Raw genomic sequence first — 16,727 nt, 5'->3', positions numbered from 1 at the left:
TTAGCGGTGTTGCTGAATAAGATTAAATAACTTCAGACTGCGCTGTTTTGTTTTTGCTATCTTTTCTTCTTTGGCTATCTCTGAAACAGAGGGCACACCATACAAAGCAATATAGCCTAAATAATCCATTTGCGCATATTCTGCTGATTTTTTCACAGCTTGCAGAAAATTATTGATAATAAAATAATTTTCTAATTTAAAATTCTCTTCTGGCTGCCCAACGGGCATACTTACTAGTATTTTTTATTTTTCAGTTTGTTCCCTTTGGAAGCATAAGCAAATTGATAACTGAATATCTGATCAAACCAGATTTTTAAAATGGCTGGCATATTAAACCAATACATCGGGTACTGGTGGATAATAAGTTTGTGCCTGAGTAAGGCTGCCTGTTCGGCGCTGATATCAATCTGATAATCAGGGTATAAGGGTATAAATGATGAATACTCCTGATTTCAAGGTCAGGCATTTTTAAGGCTAAATCTGTACTGATTGCCTTATTCGCTACTGAATGGTCAAAATCCGGGTGAACAAGAATCATCAGTAACATGATTATCTCCTCTTTGAACAAGCACTATAAAAGTTTTATCTACTCCAATGAGTTCAGTAGTATTTTAAAAAAGGCTATAACTCTTTATTATTTGCGTAACAAGCCAAAAAGATTTGGTAAGCTCAGCAGAAACATGCCCGATATTACGGAGATAACGTTAAGCTTACAACTCAAACAACTGGAAAGAGATGGTTTGATTTCCCAAACAGTAAAAGGGGATAAACCGCCGATGCAGGTTAGCTATGCGCTTGCTGATAAAGGCCAGTCGCTTAGCCCGATTTTGATGGCATTATCCGATTGGGCAAAAGAGATTAACTACTCCGGTTAAATGGCTTTATCAGGCTATAACAGGTAAATCATCAGGCCAGTATTATCGTCTAAAGCATTTTAACTGGCATAGGTTGTCTGGTATTCAGTATATTTTATTTATTCTGGATAAGGTTAAATCTAGCATAATTCCTTGATTTACCCATGAATAAAGTTGACTAAAATTGTCGGGTATTAGATAATTCACCCATTGTCAATCTATTTCGGGTTTTGTCATGCGTTTAACCACCAAGGGGCGCTTTGCTGTCATTGCCATGCTGGATTTAGCCATGCATGCGCAATCTGGTGCGGTAAACCTGACTGCAATTAGCGAACGCCAGCGCATTTCCCTGTCTTATCTTGAGCAGCTGTTTGGCAAATTACGCCGTGCCGGGCTGGTAGAAAGTATTCGTGGTCCGGGTGGTGGCTATGTTTTAAGTCATGATGCTGCCCAAATCAATATTGCCGACATTATTGCTGCGGCAGAAGACACTCTGGATGCTACGTTATGTGGCGGCAACGCTGATTGTCAGGATGGCACGCCCTGTCTGACGCATGACTTATGGGCCAACTTGAATAAAACCATAGACGGCTATCTGCGTGGGATTACTTTGCAATGTATTCTGAACCAGCAAACCTACCGTAATAACAGTAACGAACAAAAAAGCAGCCTTGAGCAGCCGATCACTCTGATAAATCTGCATTAACTCCTGCGCTGCCATGGATATTAAATTAAAGAGAACACGACAATGACCGTAAAACTTCCTATTTATCTGGATTATTCAGCTACTACGCCGGTTGACCCGCGCGTGGCAGAAAAAATGATTCCGTACCTGACTGAGTTATTTGGCAATCCGGCCTCCAACAGCCATGGTTTTGGCTGGCAGGCAGAAGAAGCAGTTGAAAATGCGCGTAATGAAATTGCAGCGTTAATTGGTGCTGATTCAAAAGAAATTATTTTCACTTCTGGCGCAACTGAATCCGATAATCTGGCCATAAAAGGTGCGGCACAATTTTATGCCAGTAAAGGTAAACATCTGATTACGGTCAAAACCGAACATAAGGCCGTACTGGACACCATGCGCGAGCTTGAGCGCGAAGGTTTTGAAGTTACCTATCTGGGTGTACAGGAAAATGGCCTGATTGATCTGGCTGAACTAGAGGCAGCTATTCGCCCGGATACGACTCTGGTTAGCGTAATGTGGGTGAATAATGAAATTGGCGTGATTCAGGATATTGCGGCCATTGGTGCTATCTGCGCCGAAAAAGGCATTATTTTTCATGTTGACGCAGCACAGGCTACCGGCAAGGTGCATATCGACGTAAAAGCCAATCAGATTGGTTTATTGAGCATGTCGGCACACAAAACCTACGGGCCTAAAGGTATCGGTGCTCTATACGTACGGCGCAAGCCGCGTGTTCGCCTGAATGCCCAGATGCATGGTGGCGGGCATGAGCGCGGTTTCCGCTCCGGTACGCTGGCCACTCATCAGATAGTCGGCATGGGCGAAGCATTCCGGTTGGCACGGCTGGAAATGGATAAGGACAATGCTCATGCCAAGGCACTGCACGAGCGCTTTCTGAATGCCATTAAAGATGTCGAAGAAGTGTATATCAATGGCGACCTGCAACATCGTGTTTATCAGAATCTGAATATCAGTTTCAACTTTGTTGAAGGTGAAAGCCTGATTATGGCGGTTAAGGACATTGCCGTTTCCAGTGGTTCTGCCTGTACATCGGCCAGTCTGGAACCGAGCTACGTGCTGCGTGCACTTGGGCGCAATGATGAACTGGCTCACAGTTCACTGCGAATTACCTTCGGGCGCTTTACCACTGAAGCCGAAGTGGATTACGCCGCAGAACTGATTAAATCCAAAATTGGTAAACTACGTGAGCTGTCACCGCTGTGGGAAATGCATCAGGAAGGCATTGATCTGAGCAGTGTAGAATGGGCAGCCCATTAATCCGTCTACACGGAAACAATCTTCTTCTGCCCTGTTGGCAAAGCAGGGCAGTACACTACAATATAGGTTATTTGCTGCGAAGATAGAAAAGATTTTATTTTCTCGAGCATCAAAATAATTGTAAAAGGAACACATCATGGCCTACAGCGATAAAGTCATTGATCATTATGAAAATCCACGCAATGTTGGTTCTTTTGAAAAGGGCGACCAGAATGTGGGCACAGGGATGGTGGGCGCACCAGCCTGTGGAGACGTTATGAAATTGCAAATCAAGGTAAGTGATAACGGCATCATTGAAGATGCCAAATTCAAAACCTATGGCTGTGGTTCAGCCATTGCCTCCTCCAGCCTGATTACTGAATGGGTAAAGGGTAAAAGTCTGGATGAAGCACTGGCTATTAAAAACAGTGCCATTGCTGAAGAGCTAGCCTTACCTCCGGTAAAAATCCACTGCTCTATTCTGGCCGAAGACGCTATTAAGGCTGCTGTAGCTGATTATCGAAAAAAACATAACGAGTAACATGATGATTTTTGGTAGTACCGCAAATAATGACGAATCCACTACTGAAAATAATGATAATCATCAGGTTAATGCAGTACGCCTAAACAATATCAAAATGTGTACCAGACAATATTGTCTGGAATGTAGTGAACCAATATCACTCGAGCGCCAGACTCAGTACACTGGCACGCGTTTTTGCGTTAATTGTGAAGAGAAAATAGAAATCAAACGCTGTTTTCTCTCTTCATATAAACGCCGTTTTAACCGTAACAAATCCTGAATATGCCTTGCGCTAAATTCAGGAGAAGTTTAAACAGGAGAGAACATGATTTCTCTGACTGAAAAAGCTGCCCAGCACATTAGTAACTATCTGACCAAACGTGGTAAAGGCGAAGGTATTCGTCTTGGTGTCAGAAACAGTGGCTGTTCGGGCATGGCTTATACTCTGGAATTTGTCGACCATATCCAGCCAGAAGATTTACTTTTTGAGCAACATGGTGTCAAAGTATTTGTTGACCCCAAAAGCCATGTCTATCTGGATGGCACCGAACTTGATTTTGTCAAAGAAGGTTTGCAGGAAGGTTTTAAATTTGCCAATCCCAATGCCAAAGACGAATGTGGCTGTGGTGAAAGCTTTCACGTTTAAGCAGTAGCCGTTTTTGTCTGAAAGCTATAAATTTGCTGGCAAATACTGCAGCCGAGGTCAAAACAGCCAAATTTTATTTTTCTGAAAAAGCAGAATACCGGTAAAAACTCGGTTTACACCGTTGACCATTTCTGCTTCAACCCTGTTGTCACCCCAAGGTGAGCTGCATGAACCAATACTTTGCACTTTTTCAATTAGCCGAACAGTTTAATATTGACGCCAAACAGCTTGAGCAGAATTATCGTCTGCTGGCCGCACAATGTCACCCGGATAAATTTGCGGCCAAAAGTGCTTTCGAACAAAAACAGGCAATGATGTTGGCAACCACGGTAAACGAAGCTTATCGTATCCTGAGCAATCCATTAGATCGTGCAGCGTATTTGTTACAACAGCAGAATATTGATGCAGACGCACCTGAACACACCCATTTTCCAGCCGATTTCTTAATGCAACAAATGCAATGGCGTGAAACACTGGAAGATGCCCGTGCCGAAGCTGATGCGGCAACCCTACAAGAACTGGCCGCAACCATTCAGCTGCAACAAGACAGATTGTATCGGGAGCTGAATACTGCTTTCACGCAGAATCAAACGGAAAAAGCGGCCGAGCTGGTACGTCAGGGGCGTTTTTTACAGAAATTACAGACAGAAATTCAGGCAGCACTGCCCTGATACCATCAACGTTATAGCAGCAAACATGGTTTGAGAAAAAATCAAATCGTTAAGTAATTTTTAAAATCAGGACAAAATTCAGATTATGGCCTTATTGCAAATTGCCGAACCCGGCCTATCCGCCGCCCCGCATGAACACCGCCGCGCCGTAGGTATTGACCTGGGTACAACCAATAGTCTGGTAGCCACTGTACGCAGTAGTCATGCAGAATGTCTGGCAGATGAACAGGGACGGATTACACTACCCTCAGTTGTACGTTATCAACAGAATTGTCTTCCAGAAGTAGGTATAGACGCATTAAAAGCCCAACGTATTGACCCAACCAACACCATCAGTTCGGCTAAACGTCTAATTGGCCGTGCTCTTGACGATATCAGAAATCAATCTGAAACTCGCTATTTACCTTATCATTTTACTAATGATGAGCGCATCATCAGTATTCATACCCGCGCTGGTAATAAAACCCCGATAGAAGTTTCTGCTGATATCCTGCGCGTACTGAAAATACGGGCAGAAAACAGCCTAGGCGGTGAACTTGCCGGTGCTGTTATTACTGTACCAGCCTATTTTGACGATGCACAGCGTCAGGCAACTAAAGATGCCGCCCGGCTGGCCGGTTTGCATGTTCTGCGGTTACTGAATGAACCCACCGCTGCCGCCATTGCCTATGGTCTGGATAATGCCGCAGAAGGTACATTCATCGTTTACGACCTCGGTGGCGGAACATTTGATGTATCGGTTTTAACCTTAAGCCGCGGTCTATTTGAAGTTAAGGCTACTAACGGCAATAGCGCCTTGGGTGGTGACGATTTCGATCAACGCCTGTTCTGCTGGTTACTGGAACAGAATAAACTATCACAGTTAAATGCGCAGGATAGCGCACTATTACAATCGCTCTCGCGGGCAGCTAAAGAAACCCTGACCAATGAAGCTTCAACCACCATTGCAGCTACCCTTTCCGACGGCCAGCAGATTCTCACTGATATCAGTCGCGATACCTTCCATCAGTTAACGCAGCCACTGGTAGCCAAAACACTGGAACCAGTTAAACAGGCCATGCGTGATGCCAATATCAGCAAAACTGATATCAAAGGCGTAATCATGGTGGGTGGTGCTACTCGCATGCTGCATGTGCAGCAGGCAGTAGCCACCTTCTTTGGCCAAACGCCGCTGAATAACCTCAATCCCGATGAAGTAGTGGCACTAGGAGCTGCCATGCAGGCTAATGTGCTGGCAGGCAACAAAAATGATGATGAATGGCTGCTGCTGGACGTAACCCCATTATCACTGGGTCTGGAAACTTATGGCGGGCTGGTAGAAAAAGTGATTCCGCGTAACAGCACCCTGCCAACTGCGCGTGCACAGGATTTTACTACCTTCAAAGACGGGCAAACAGCCATGATGATTCATGTGCTACAGGGAGAACGTGAGCTGGTAGCCGATTGTCGCAGTTTGGCACAATTTACCCTGCGCGGTATTCCGCCGATGGCAGCCGGAGCTGCTCGCATACGGGTTACATTTCAGGTAGATGCTGATGGCTTGCTATCGGTATCTGCCCGCGAGCAAACCACAGGCGTACAAGCTCATATTGAAGTGAAACCTTCCTATGGGCTAGACGATACCGTTATTACCCAAATGCTGAAAGACAGTTTTACCCATGCGCAGACTGATGCCCAGCAGCGTGCCCGTGCCGAAGCCACAGTAGAAGCAGAAAGCATTATTGCAGCGGTTAACGGCGCCCTGACACTGGATGCTGATTTACTCAGCACCGATGAACAGCAGGCCATTCAGACAGCGCTAGAACAAACCCAACACCAGATTGAGCATGGCAATGCACAGGATATCCGCGATGCCATACAAAGCCTGAGTCACGCAACTGATGAATTTGCTGCCAGACGCATGAACCGCAATATCCAGCGTGCCTTACAGGGTAAAAACGTCAGTGAAATCTAAAATTTTAACCGCAGACACATTAAAATGTTTGCCTATACACAGGAGATAACAAAATGTTAAAACTATATTACATAGCCGGTACCTGTTCATTCGTACCACATGTAGCCCTGCAATGGAGCGGGCTGGAATACACTGCTGAAGTAGTAGGTCGCGACAAAGTTAAATCCGCCGAATATCTGGCCTTGAATCCACAAGGCCAAGTACCTGTACTCACAGACGGTAACTGGGCACTTAGCCAGAACATTGCCATTATCGATTACATTAACGACCTTGCACCCAACAAAGGCATTTATGGTGCCACGGCTGACAATGATCCCAAAACACGTGCCAAAGCACGCCAGTGGTTAGCTTTTGCCAATAGTGACTTGCATTCAGGATTTAAGCCTATTTTTGGTGCAGCCAGAATGATTGAGGGCGAAGAAGCACAAAACAAACTTCAGGCCAATGCCTGTGCCGCAGTAGCAAAAATGTTTGCTTCGGTTGATACCGTTCTGGCTCAACAGGATTACTTAACCGGTAACAGCATCAGTATTGCCGATGTTTACGTTTATATAGAAATGCGCTGGGCACAAAGATGTAAAATTGACCTGAGCCAATACCATAACCTGAATGCATTTTATCAGCGCGTAGAAGCAGACGCCGGCGTTGCTGCTGTAGTGAAAGCTCAAAGACTGATTTAATACCAACCTCGGCGTGGCTGATTTCACTTCTTAAAACCAGCCACGCCTGCATTATTTAGAAATACGGAACCACCATGCCCAAAATTACTGTACTGCCTCATCCTCAACTCTGTCCTGAAGGAAAAGTATTAGACAATATTCCCTCAGGAACCAGCATTTGTGATGCATTACTTGAGCATGATATTGAAATTGAACACGCCTGCGAACAATCCTGTGCCTGTACAACCTGTCATGTTGTTATTAGAGGAGGATACGACAGCCTGCCTGAACCAACCGAGCAGGAAGAAGATTTACTTGATCAGGCTTGGGGGCTGGAAGCAGATTCACGCCTGAGCTGTCAGGCACGACTGACTGACAGTGATGTTACTATCGAAATTCCCAAATACACCATTAACCACGCGCGTGAAGAGCACTAATACCAGACAGTACTAATCAACCATACTGAAACTCTCTTATATTCTTTTGCCAATCACCCTCATTAAATACAGATTTACACCATGAAATGGACTGATATACACCGCATTGCCGAAGAACTGGCAGACCGCCATGAAGACATTGACCCTGTCAACATTCGCTTTACCCAACTGCGCGAGCTGATACTGGCCTTACCAGAATTTGATGACAAGCCTGAACACTGTGGCGAGCGCATACTCGAAGCAGTTCAGCAGGCATGGATTGACGAAACTGCTTGAGTCTATATACATCAAACCACCAAGATGCCAGAAACAATTTAAACTCGGCAACAGTACTCAACTATTTGCTGCCAAACCGGTTGGCCATTCTACGGAGTAAACATCAGCTTTAGTGAATCGGAAAAAAGGAAATAATCATGAGCCTTAAAAACAGATTAATTGAACACACTCATACTTTGAATGATGTGCAAACTGATCATCCGTTTAAGAAATTTCCTGATTATAAAGTACTTCGACATAAAAGTAATGGCAAATGGTTTGGTTTAATTATGGTAGTTGAGAAAAATAAATTGGGCATTAACTCTAATAAGATGGTGGAAATAATTAATGTAAAATCCGATCCAGAATTAATTTCTACAATAAAAAATAGTTCTGGATTATTTCCAGCTTATCATATGAATAAAAAAAACTGGCTTACAATAATGTTGGACGGTTCGGTACCATTCGAACAAATAACAAGTTTATTAGACTATAGCTATAATTTAACTATTTAAACTTTACGAATAATACACCGCACCAATTAATCAATTTTAGTTTAAATTAAAAATAAAAAAACATTGATCCATTTCTTATGGAAAAGCAGCTTATCTAACTGAAAAATCTAAACCTTTTCCGTTTTACGGCGTTGCAGACGCCAGCTACAAAACTGCCAGCAACGACTAAATACATGGCGATAGACCAAAACCGCACATAACAAACAGCCGCCAGCCGAACCGGCACAAATCAGAAACATAGTTAGCAACTGAAAGCGAATCGCCTGATCCGGCGAAGCACCAGCCAGAATCTGGCCGGTAATCATACCCGGCAGGCTCACCAGCCCTACCACACTCAACTGATTAATCGTTGGCAACATACCGGCTACTACGGCTGCGCGCGCAGTATCTCTATAGGCTTCCCAGCCCGTGGCACCCATAGACAGCATCACTTCTACCCGCGCCTGTTGCTGGCGTAAATCCTGCGTTAAACGATCCAGACACAACGCTACAGCCGTCAGACAATTACCCAGTACCATACCTAAAATAGGAATCACATACTGCGGTGAATACCACGGCCGGATATGCAGCACCGCATACAGTCCTACTGCCGCACTCAGCCATGAAGCCAGCCATACCGAGGATAAAGCATCCTGAGTCAGACCATGATAGACATAGCTACCACGCGAACGCGCCGAAAAACCGGCTATCACAGTCATTACAACAATAATCAGCAGTACCCAATACCATTGATTGGCCGCAAATATCCATTTCAGCAGCAAACCAACAATAGATAATTGCACCACGGCCCGCACTGCCGACATCAGAATCCGTTTAGTCAGCCCCAGCTTCAGCCATAATGAAACACCGGCACTCACCAGAATCAGCAGCGAAGCCAAAGCCAATTCTGCAATACTAATATAATTAGTCCCCTGCATCATTGCCTCCCGGCTTGTGGTGATTTTCTGGTATGGGTGATCCTACCGGCATCCAGATACCAAATTTCATCACCCACTTCCATCACCTGCTGCTCACTATGCGAAATCCATATATAAGCTGCCTCAGGATTAGCCTGTTGCCACTGATTGACCAGATTCTGTACCGCACGGGCAGAATCTTCATCCAGAGAAGCGGTTGGTTCATCCAGCAGCAAAACCGGCGGCTTTAATTGCAATATGCGCAACAAACACACCAGCTGTGCTTCCCCACCAGACAAATCCGTTACATCACGTTCCAGAAAATTCTCATCCTTGCCCAAGTCCTGCAATATCTGTTGTACATAATCTGGCTGGAACGTTTTATGCTGATAATGATGCAAACTAAAAGGCAACAGCAGATTATCACGCACCGTGCTCGGTATCAGTACAGCTTGCTGCCGCACATAGGCAATCTGGCTGCGATGGCGCGCAATACACTGCGCATTCAAGCGCACAGGCTGATCATGACAGTACAAGGTACCCGCAGCAGGTAAATCCAGCAAAGAAATTGTACGTAAAAAAACCGATTTTCCTGCCCCTGATGCACCACTGATAGCCACACGCGCGCCAGCCATAAGCTGAAAATCGATATTCTGCAATAACATCCTGCCATCATCATGAGCGCGCTGACACACACCCTTACCGGATAAAACAGGCGTATTCATGATGCACTACGCAATTCTTTCGGCAGAACAAACATAATATTTTCCTCCACACCAGCACCTTCGGTAACTGTTGGGTAACCCCAGGAAACAATAGTCTGTACAACATCATTCACCAGCACCTCCGGTGCTGAGGCACCGGCAGTAATGCCTACCCGTTGCTTCCCGCTGAACCACTGCATTTGCAGACAACCGGCATTGTCAACCATATAAGCATCAACACCAAGTAAAGCTGCAACTTCACGCAAACGATTACTGTTCGAACTATTGGGAGACCCCACCACGATCACCACATCGCAGGTAGCAGCAAGCTTCTTTACCGCTTCCTGACGATTAGTGGTTGCATAACAAATATCCTCTTTGTGCGGACTTTTAATATTAGGAAAACGCTGTTTCAGCGCGGCAATAATGCCACTGGTTTCATCAACCGAAAGCGTTGTCTGGCTCACATGCGCCAGCTTGTCTTCATTGCGCACCTGTAAACCGGCCACATCAGCAACTGTTTCCACCAGCAACATCGCACCTGGCGGCAATTGCCCCATCGTTCCTTCAACCTCAGGATGGCCTTTATGGCCAATCATCACAATCTGATAGCCCTGCTCATCAAGCCGTGATACCTGCTTATGTACCTTGGTTACCAAAGGACAGGTAGCATCAAAAATGCGAAAACCACGTGCCACTGCCTCCTGCTGTACAGCCTGCGATACACCATGAGCCGAATAAATCAACGTAGCATCCGGCGGCACATCATCCAGATTTTCAATAAATACCGCGCCCTTATTGCGCAGATTATCAACCACAAACTTATTATGTACCACTTCATGTCGTACATAAATTGGTGCACCATATTCTTCCAGTGCCCGTTCCACAATACTGATAGCACGGTCAACACCAGCACAAAATCCACGCGGATTAGCCAGCAAAATCTTTTTGTCACTCATTAAATTTCCCGTTACTTGGCTGATTTCACCAGAGGGCGAATCAATCAGACTGCCTTTTTCTTTTGATGAAAAATACTTTCCAGCACCAGCAACACCGCCCCGACACAAATCAGGCTATCAGCAACATTAAATGCCGGATAAAACCAATTATGGTAGTAAAACAACAGAAAATCAACCACATGCCCATGAACTATCCGGTCAGCCACATTACCAGTAGCACCGCCGATAACCAGCGCAGCAGCAATTTTACCCATCGTCCCGAATTCATCCCGGATAATGGCACGCAACAAGTAAATACAGATTACCAGCGCCAGCCCCATAAAAAAGAACTTTTGCCAGCCACCCGCATCAGCAAGGAAGCTAAACGCTGCGCCCGGGTTGTAAGCCAGAGTCAAATCAAAAAAGCCCGGTATTACCGGAATTCTTTCCAGATATTGCACATGGTGCAAAACCGCGTACTTCGACAACTGATCAGCTATCAAGCCCAGAACGATAATTGCACCATACAAAAACATTTTTTTACGTTGCATAACTTTCCCTAAAACCACAACAGGCGTGGCCGACCAAATCTGCCACGCCTGAGTCTTTCAAATCATGCCAGCATAAGCGGCAACAAAAGAATCATCATTCTGCGTCAAGCATACAGCCGTTGTTCACCAGCACCATCAATATTAAGCGCACAACGGCCACAGATAGTCGGGTGCTGCGGGTCTGTACCGACATCATCCGTATAATGCCAGCAACGTTCACATTTAGTACCCTGATCTACAGTCACAGTAGCGGATAGCTCAGCACCCTCTTCCACCATTACCTTAGCCACCATCAGCACAAAACGTAACTCATCACCCAAGGCACTAACAAAAGGCAGAATTTCCGCCGGCACCCGAATGGCTACATCTGCCTGCAATGAAGACCCGACACTCTTGTCAGCACGCAACGACTCAATTGCCGCATTCACCGTATCCCGTACCGCACGAACTGCCTGCCATTTCTGCGTCAGATCGGCTACCTCAGCTTCAGCCATAGACGGGAACACATGCGTAGTATGGTACAGCACACTATCCTCATCATTACCCGTCAATACCGCCCAAGCTTCCTCAGCAGTAAAGCAAAGAATCGGGCTCAGTAGCAACACCAGATTACGCGTAATATGATACAGCGCAGTCTGAGCACTACGACGGCCATGACTATCAGCCTGCATCGTGTACAAACGATCTTTCAGAATATCCAGATAGAAAGCGCCCATGTCCTCGGAGCAGAAATGCACAATATCCTGTACCGCAAAATGGAAGGCATAGCGAGCAAAATAATCACCAGCCACACGTTCCTGTAGCTGCTGTGCCAGTACTAGAGCATAACGATCCAGTTCCAGCATATCCGCAGCAGCCACAGCATCCGTATCCGGATTAAAATCACTCAGATTAGCCAGCAAAAAGCGCAACGTATTACGCAAACGACGGTAGCTTTCAGAAACCCGTTTCAGAATTTCATCAGAAATCGCCAGCTCGCCAGAATAATCCGTAGAAGCCACCCACAAACGCAGAATATCCGCGCCCAGACTGTCATTCACTTTTTGTGGTGCGACCACATTACCCACGGATTTAGACATTTTCTGCCCATTACCGTCCACCACAAAACCATGGGTCAACAACTGCTTATACGGAGCATTACCAACCGTAGCACAGGCAGTCAGCAGCGAAGACTGGAACCAGCCACGATGCTGATCCGAGCCCTCCAGATACAAATCAGCCGGCCAAGCCAATTCTGGACGTTGGCGCAATACCGCATAATGTGTACTGCCAGAATCAAACCATACATCCAGCGTATCCGGCAACTTGTCATACTCATCCGCATCTGCGCCCAACAGTTCATGCTTGTCCAGCGCAAACCATGCCTCAATCCCGTGCTGCTCAATCCGTTTAGCTACCTCTTCCAGCAACTCAGCCGAATGCGGATGTAGCTGGCCGGTTTCCTTATGCGCAAAAAACGCCATCGTTGTCCCCCAGTAACGCTGGCGAGATACCACCCAGTCCGGACGTCCTTCAATCATCGCTTCCAGACGCGCGCGTCCCCAAGCCGGAAAAAACTCAGTTGCTTCAACCGCATCCATGGCCTTATTACGCAGCGTTTTACCATCTGCGCCATCCTTATCCATACCGATAAACCACTGACCGGTTGCCCGATAAATCAAAGGCGTTTTATGGCGCCAGCAATGCGCATAGCTATGCGTAATTTTACCGTTAGAGAGCAACTTACCCTCTTCGGCCACCCAGTCAATCACCACCGGATTACCTTCCCAGACCGTCATACCAGCCACACGTGGCATATCACTGATATAGCGTCCTTCAGCATTCACCGGGTTATACAACTGAATTCCATAACGCAGACAGGCAAAATAGTCATCCAGACCATGCGCCGGTGCCGTGTGCACCATGCCGGTACCAGCTTCAGTAGTCACATGCTCACCCAGCAACACCGGAATATCCCGATCCAGAAATGGGTGATTCAAATGCAGATTTTCCAGTTGCCGCCCAGCCACCTCAGCCAGTACCGCCGTATCATCAGCACCAAAACCATAGCGCCCCAAAGCAGCTTCTGCCAGCTCTTTAGCCAGTACCAGCTTACCTTTAGGCGTATCAATCAGCTGATAAACCACCTCCGGCCCAACACAAATCGCCTGACTGGCAGGCAAAGTCCACGGCGTTGTCGTCCAGATAACACCATAAGCCTCACCCAATACCTCATTTAATCCAAAAGCCTGCGCCAAAGCAGCGTTATCCTTAAACTGATACGCCACATCAATCGCAAAAGACACCTTATCCTTATACTCTACTTCGGCCTCCGCCAGAGAAGAACCACAATCCAGACAGAACTGCACCGGTTTTTCACCACGGTACAAATAGCCACCCTGCTGAATCCGACCCAGAGTACGCACAATATCTGCCTCAGTTTGATAGTCCATAGTCAGATAAGGATGTTCCCAGTCACCCAGCACACCCAGACGCATAAAATCCTGTTTCTGCCGGGCAATCTGTTCATGCGCATATTCACGGCATAACTCACGGAACTTTGCCGCCGGAATATTCTTGCCATGTTTCTTCTCAACCATCAGCTCAATCGGTAAACCATGACAATCCCAGCCCGGCACATACGGCGCATCAAATCCGGCCAGCGTCTTACTGCGAATAATAATATCCTTCAACACTTTATTCACAGCATGGCCAATATGAATATCACCATTAGCATATGGAGGACCATCATGCAGAATAAACTTCGGCCGCCCGGCAGCCAGCTTGCGCAGCTTATGATAACGCTTCTGTTCATACCATGATTTCAACCAGCCACCTTCACGCTTGGCCAGATTACCGCGCATCGGAAACGGCGTATCCAACAAATTTACAGTTTTACTATAGTCAGTCATGACCTTCTCTTCAAAATATATCTAATTATCTGATAATACAATAACAATACAATTCAACGATTTTTTACGGCCACCCGAACACCTCCCGGCAATTCAGGTAGCCTGCCATATTCGTGCCGCGTCCATATCGGCAAAAATCTGCGCCTGCAACGCCGTCAGCGAATCAAACTTCAACTCATCACGCAACTTGTGCAAAAAATGCACCTGTAAACGCTGCCCGTATAAATCATCAGCACAATCAAAAATATGCACCTCAAGCTTCTGCTGACTGCCCGCACATACCGTCGGGTTTTTACCAAAACTGGCCACACCCCGCTTACGCCCGAAAGCACCAACCACATCCACCACAAACACCCCGTTCAGAGCATAATGCAAAGCAGGCAAATGTATATTGGCTGTCGGACAGCCCAGCTCACGCCCCAGCTTGGCACCGTGTTTCACCCGGCCGCTGAGCGTATACTCATGCCCCAGCAACAACTGCGCATAAGCCAGATTACCAGCGGCCAGCGCCATCCGCACCTCCGTACTGGATGCGCGCACATCCTCAACCAGCACAGACGGCGTATGCTCCGTCACAAAACTGGTCTGAGCCTGCAACAAAGCAAAATCGCCACTGCGGTGTGCGCCAAAGCGAAAATCATCACCTACCAGCAAATAGCGCGCAGATAACTGTTCCACCAGCATCTGCCTGATAAAATCCATCGGCTGCATGGATGCAAACTGCTGGTTGAAGCGCAAAACATACACCGCATCCACACAGCCACTTTCAGCAAGCAAATTCAATTTGTCACGCAGAGGCGTCAACCGGAAAGGCAAAGCTTTTCCTGCCTGCTGCGCAAAAAATTCCTGAGGCTGCGGCTCAAATATCATCACCACCGAACCAAGCCCGCGCTGACAGGCTTCCTGACGTAAACGCAGTAAAATATGCCGGTGCCCACAGTGCACCCCATCAAAATTACCGATTGTTACTGCCGTACCGCCAGACCAATCCGGCTGCTGCCCGCTCCCCAACCAAACTTGCATACAATTCTTGAATAAATCAAATAATAAAACACATCATTGTAAACATTTCAGCCAACCTTAGCCAGCGCAATTAATCAGCATTTTCCCGCCCCATCAACCAGCAAATCCGCTTTATTCTCAACAGCAAACAAAATTTAATACAGCAACAACAACATTTCTTGCTAAAATAGCGCCCACTTAACGCTAAGGCTTACCATAGCCAGCTGCAACACCTCAAAAACCACATTAGGTAACACAATGGCCTTTCGTTTCGACATTATCTACGAATACCGCGAAATGTTTTATTACGGTGCACTCACCACCCTTGGCGTCACCCTGATTTCCACAATCATGGGCACCTTGCTCGGCCTGATATTCGCCCTCGCCCGCGTCATCCGCATCGAAAAAGGCGGCTTACCCATGCGTGCACTGGTATGGGCATTTCGCCAGATTTCACTACTGTATGTCACCATCTTTCGCGGCACCCCCTTATTTGTCCAGATTTTCATCTGGTACTTCGTCTGGTTTCCGCTCCTCATCAACCCCACCGATGGCCTGATTATCAGCGGCGATCTGGCCATCGAACTGCGCCGCAGCTACGGCGCACTCATTGCCGGCATACTGGCACTTTCCGTTAACTCCGGTGCCTACATCACCGAAATCTTCCGCGCAGGTATTCAATCAATAGATCGCGGCCAATTTGAAGCTTCACGCTCCCTTGGCCTCGGCTACACACAAGCCATGCGCTACGTTATCCTGCCTCAAGCGATTCGCCGCATGCTGCCGCCGATTGGTAACGAATTCATCACCCTCCTTAAAGACAGCTCCCTGCTTTCCGCCATCGCCGTAGCCGAGCTGGCCTTTGCCGCCCGTGCCGCAGCCGGACGTTACCTTAACTACGACACCCCACTCTACACCATCGCCATCATTTATCTGATTATGACCATAGCCCTAAGCTGGTTCTTCTCATGGCTGGAGAAAAAATACAATAAAGGCTATCAGCATTAGGTTAAGGTTATATATGTAACTATCGAGAATAATATAGTTAAATAAGCAGAGCTATTAAGTAATATATAAATAGCTCTGCTTATTTAATTTTTTCAATGATGTATTAAATTTTTTTAAAATGATTTCTAACCTGACGTTTAATTCTATGATCTTCAAAATGTTGAGAAGCACGTTTAACATAAGATACAAAATTTCTATGCCCCAAATGAGAATATCTACTATATAATTTATGTTTATATAATATATCATCTCTATTTTTATCTTTAGATTTAATAGCTAAT

The 16,727-nt window shown here is 46.3% G+C and carries 21 protein-coding genes; 13 read left to right on the top strand and 8 right to left on the bottom strand.

Annotation, left to right across the window (positions count from 1 at the left end; translation table 11 throughout):
- Both BGI33_RS13610 and BGI33_RS14295 read right to left on the bottom strand, forming a co-directional pair.
- Window positions 1–228 carry a hypothetical protein gene (locus BGI33_RS13610; RefSeq protein WP_218965200.1) on the bottom strand — a complete coding sequence of 76 codons (228 nt, stop codon included), beginning with the start codon at window positions 226–228 and terminating at the stop codon, window positions 1–3.
- 5 nt (window positions 229–233) lie between these two features.
- Window positions 234–431, bottom strand: a complete 198-nt coding sequence (locus tag BGI33_RS14295) for an NAD(P)H-dependent oxidoreductase (RefSeq protein WP_218965201.1) — start codon at window positions 429–431, stop codon at window positions 234–236.
- A 114-nt stretch (window positions 432–545) separates the two neighbouring features.
- Between BGI33_RS14295 and BGI33_RS11920 the strand changes: the two genes are divergently transcribed.
- The 12 genes from BGI33_RS11920 to BGI33_RS11865 all read left to right on the top strand — a co-directional run bounded on the left by BGI33_RS11920 (window position 546) and on the right by BGI33_RS11865 (window position 8,456).
- Window positions 546–875: a winged helix-turn-helix transcriptional regulator gene (locus tag BGI33_RS11920; protein ID WP_100091403.1), complete on the top strand. Its 330-nt coding sequence runs from the start codon at window positions 546–548 to the stop codon at window positions 873–875.
- A gap of 214 nt (window positions 876–1,089) precedes the next feature.
- Window positions 1,090–1,560, top strand: coding sequence for an Rrf2 family transcriptional regulator (locus tag BGI33_RS11915; RefSeq protein WP_100091402.1), 471 nt, complete (start codon window positions 1,090–1,092; stop codon window positions 1,558–1,560).
- A gap of 42 nt (window positions 1,561–1,602) precedes the next feature.
- On the top strand, window positions 1,603–2,817 hold the full coding sequence (locus BGI33_RS11910; RefSeq protein WP_100091401.1) for an IscS subfamily cysteine desulfurase: 1,215 nt from the start codon (window positions 1,603–1,605) through the stop codon (window positions 2,815–2,817).
- Window positions 2,818–2,953: 136 nt separating this feature from the next.
- Window positions 2,954–3,337: a Fe-S cluster assembly scaffold IscU gene (gene iscU / locus BGI33_RS11905; RefSeq protein ID WP_100091400.1), complete on the top strand. Its 384-nt coding sequence runs from the start codon at window positions 2,954–2,956 to the stop codon at window positions 3,335–3,337.
- Window positions 3,338–3,341: 4 nt separating this feature from the next.
- Window positions 3,342–3,599: a hypothetical protein gene (locus BGI33_RS11900; protein WP_144236290.1), complete on the top strand. Its 258-nt coding sequence runs from the start codon at window positions 3,342–3,344 to the stop codon at window positions 3,597–3,599.
- A 45-nt stretch (window positions 3,600–3,644) separates the two neighbouring features.
- On the top strand, window positions 3,645–3,965 hold the full coding sequence (gene iscA / locus BGI33_RS11895) for an iron-sulfur cluster assembly protein IscA (RefSeq protein WP_100091398.1): 321 nt from the start codon (window positions 3,645–3,647) through the stop codon (window positions 3,963–3,965).
- Between the two features lie 167 nt (window positions 3,966–4,132).
- Window positions 4,133–4,636 carry a Fe-S protein assembly co-chaperone HscB gene (hscB, locus tag BGI33_RS11890; protein WP_100091397.1) on the top strand — a complete coding sequence of 168 codons (504 nt, stop codon included), beginning with the start codon at window positions 4,133–4,135 and terminating at the stop codon, window positions 4,634–4,636.
- 85 nt (window positions 4,637–4,721) lie between these two features.
- Window positions 4,722–6,590, top strand: coding sequence for a Fe-S protein assembly chaperone HscA (gene hscA, locus BGI33_RS11885; protein ID WP_100091396.1), 1,869 nt, complete (start codon window positions 4,722–4,724; stop codon window positions 6,588–6,590).
- Between the two features lie 53 nt (window positions 6,591–6,643).
- Entirely contained in the window at window positions 6,644–7,270 is a 627-nt protein-coding gene (locus BGI33_RS11880) for a glutathione S-transferase family protein (RefSeq protein ID WP_100091395.1), read from the top strand.
- A gap of 74 nt (window positions 7,271–7,344) precedes the next feature.
- The gene (gene fdx / locus BGI33_RS11875; RefSeq protein WP_100091394.1) at window positions 7,345–7,686 is read left to right on the top strand and encodes an ISC system 2Fe-2S type ferredoxin; all 342 of its coding nucleotides are present in this window, start codon (window positions 7,345–7,347) and stop codon (window positions 7,684–7,686) included.
- 81 nt (window positions 7,687–7,767) lie between these two features.
- Entirely contained in the window at window positions 7,768–7,962 is a 195-nt protein-coding gene (gene iscX / locus BGI33_RS11870; protein ID WP_100091393.1) for a Fe-S cluster assembly protein IscX, read from the top strand.
- Window positions 7,963–8,099: 137 nt separating this feature from the next.
- Window positions 8,100–8,456 (top strand): MmcQ/YjbR family DNA-binding protein, encoded by a 357-nt coding sequence (locus tag BGI33_RS11865; RefSeq protein WP_100091392.1) that lies wholly within the window; start codon window positions 8,100–8,102, stop codon window positions 8,454–8,456.
- Between the two features lie 107 nt (window positions 8,457–8,563).
- On the opposite strand, the gene BGI33_RS11860 is transcribed toward BGI33_RS11865, so the two are convergent.
- The 6 genes from BGI33_RS11860 to ribF all read right to left on the bottom strand — a co-directional run bounded on the left by BGI33_RS11860 (window position 8,564) and on the right by ribF (window position 15,459).
- Entirely contained in the window at window positions 8,564–9,373 is an 810-nt protein-coding gene (locus BGI33_RS11860; RefSeq protein WP_100091415.1) for an ABC transporter permease, read from the bottom strand.
- The gene (locus tag BGI33_RS11855) at window positions 9,373–10,077 is read right to left on the bottom strand and encodes an ABC transporter ATP-binding protein (protein WP_100091391.1); all 705 of its coding nucleotides are present in this window, start codon (window positions 10,075–10,077) and stop codon (window positions 9,373–9,375) included. The genes BGI33_RS11860 and BGI33_RS11855 overlap by 1 nt, the downstream gene beginning before the upstream one ends.
- A complete protein-coding gene (gene ispH, locus BGI33_RS11850) occupies window positions 10,074–11,015 on the bottom strand; it encodes a 4-hydroxy-3-methylbut-2-enyl diphosphate reductase (protein WP_100091390.1) in 942 nt (313 codons plus the stop codon). The genes BGI33_RS11855 and ispH overlap by 4 nt, the downstream gene beginning before the upstream one ends.
- Window positions 11,016–11,059: 44 nt before the next feature.
- Entirely contained in the window at window positions 11,060–11,545 is a 486-nt protein-coding gene (gene lspA, locus BGI33_RS11845) for a signal peptidase II (protein WP_100091389.1), read from the bottom strand.
- 104 nt (window positions 11,546–11,649) lie between these two features.
- Window positions 11,650–14,436, bottom strand: a complete 2,787-nt coding sequence (gene ileS / locus BGI33_RS11840; protein ID WP_100091388.1) for an isoleucine--tRNA ligase — start codon at window positions 14,434–14,436, stop codon at window positions 11,650–11,652.
- Window positions 14,437–14,529: 93 nt separating this feature from the next.
- Window positions 14,530–15,459, bottom strand: a complete 930-nt coding sequence (ribF, locus tag BGI33_RS11835; RefSeq protein WP_100091387.1) for a bifunctional riboflavin kinase/FAD synthetase — start codon at window positions 15,457–15,459, stop codon at window positions 14,530–14,532.
- Between the two features lie 237 nt (window positions 15,460–15,696).
- On the opposite strand from ribF, the gene BGI33_RS11830 reads away from it, so the two are divergent.
- Window positions 15,697–16,446: an amino acid ABC transporter permease gene (locus BGI33_RS11830; protein ID WP_100091386.1), complete on the top strand. Its 750-nt coding sequence runs from the start codon at window positions 15,697–15,699 to the stop codon at window positions 16,444–16,446.
- The last annotated feature ends 281 nt before the right edge of the window (window positions 16,447–16,727 follow it).

This window comes from Snodgrassella alvi, assembly GCF_002777425.1.
GTDB classification, from domain to species: Bacteria; Pseudomonadota; Gammaproteobacteria; order Burkholderiales; family Neisseriaceae; genus Snodgrassella; species Snodgrassella alvi_B.
Note: the sequence above shows the minus strand (reverse complement) of the source record. Positions and strands in the feature narration are given on the sequence as shown.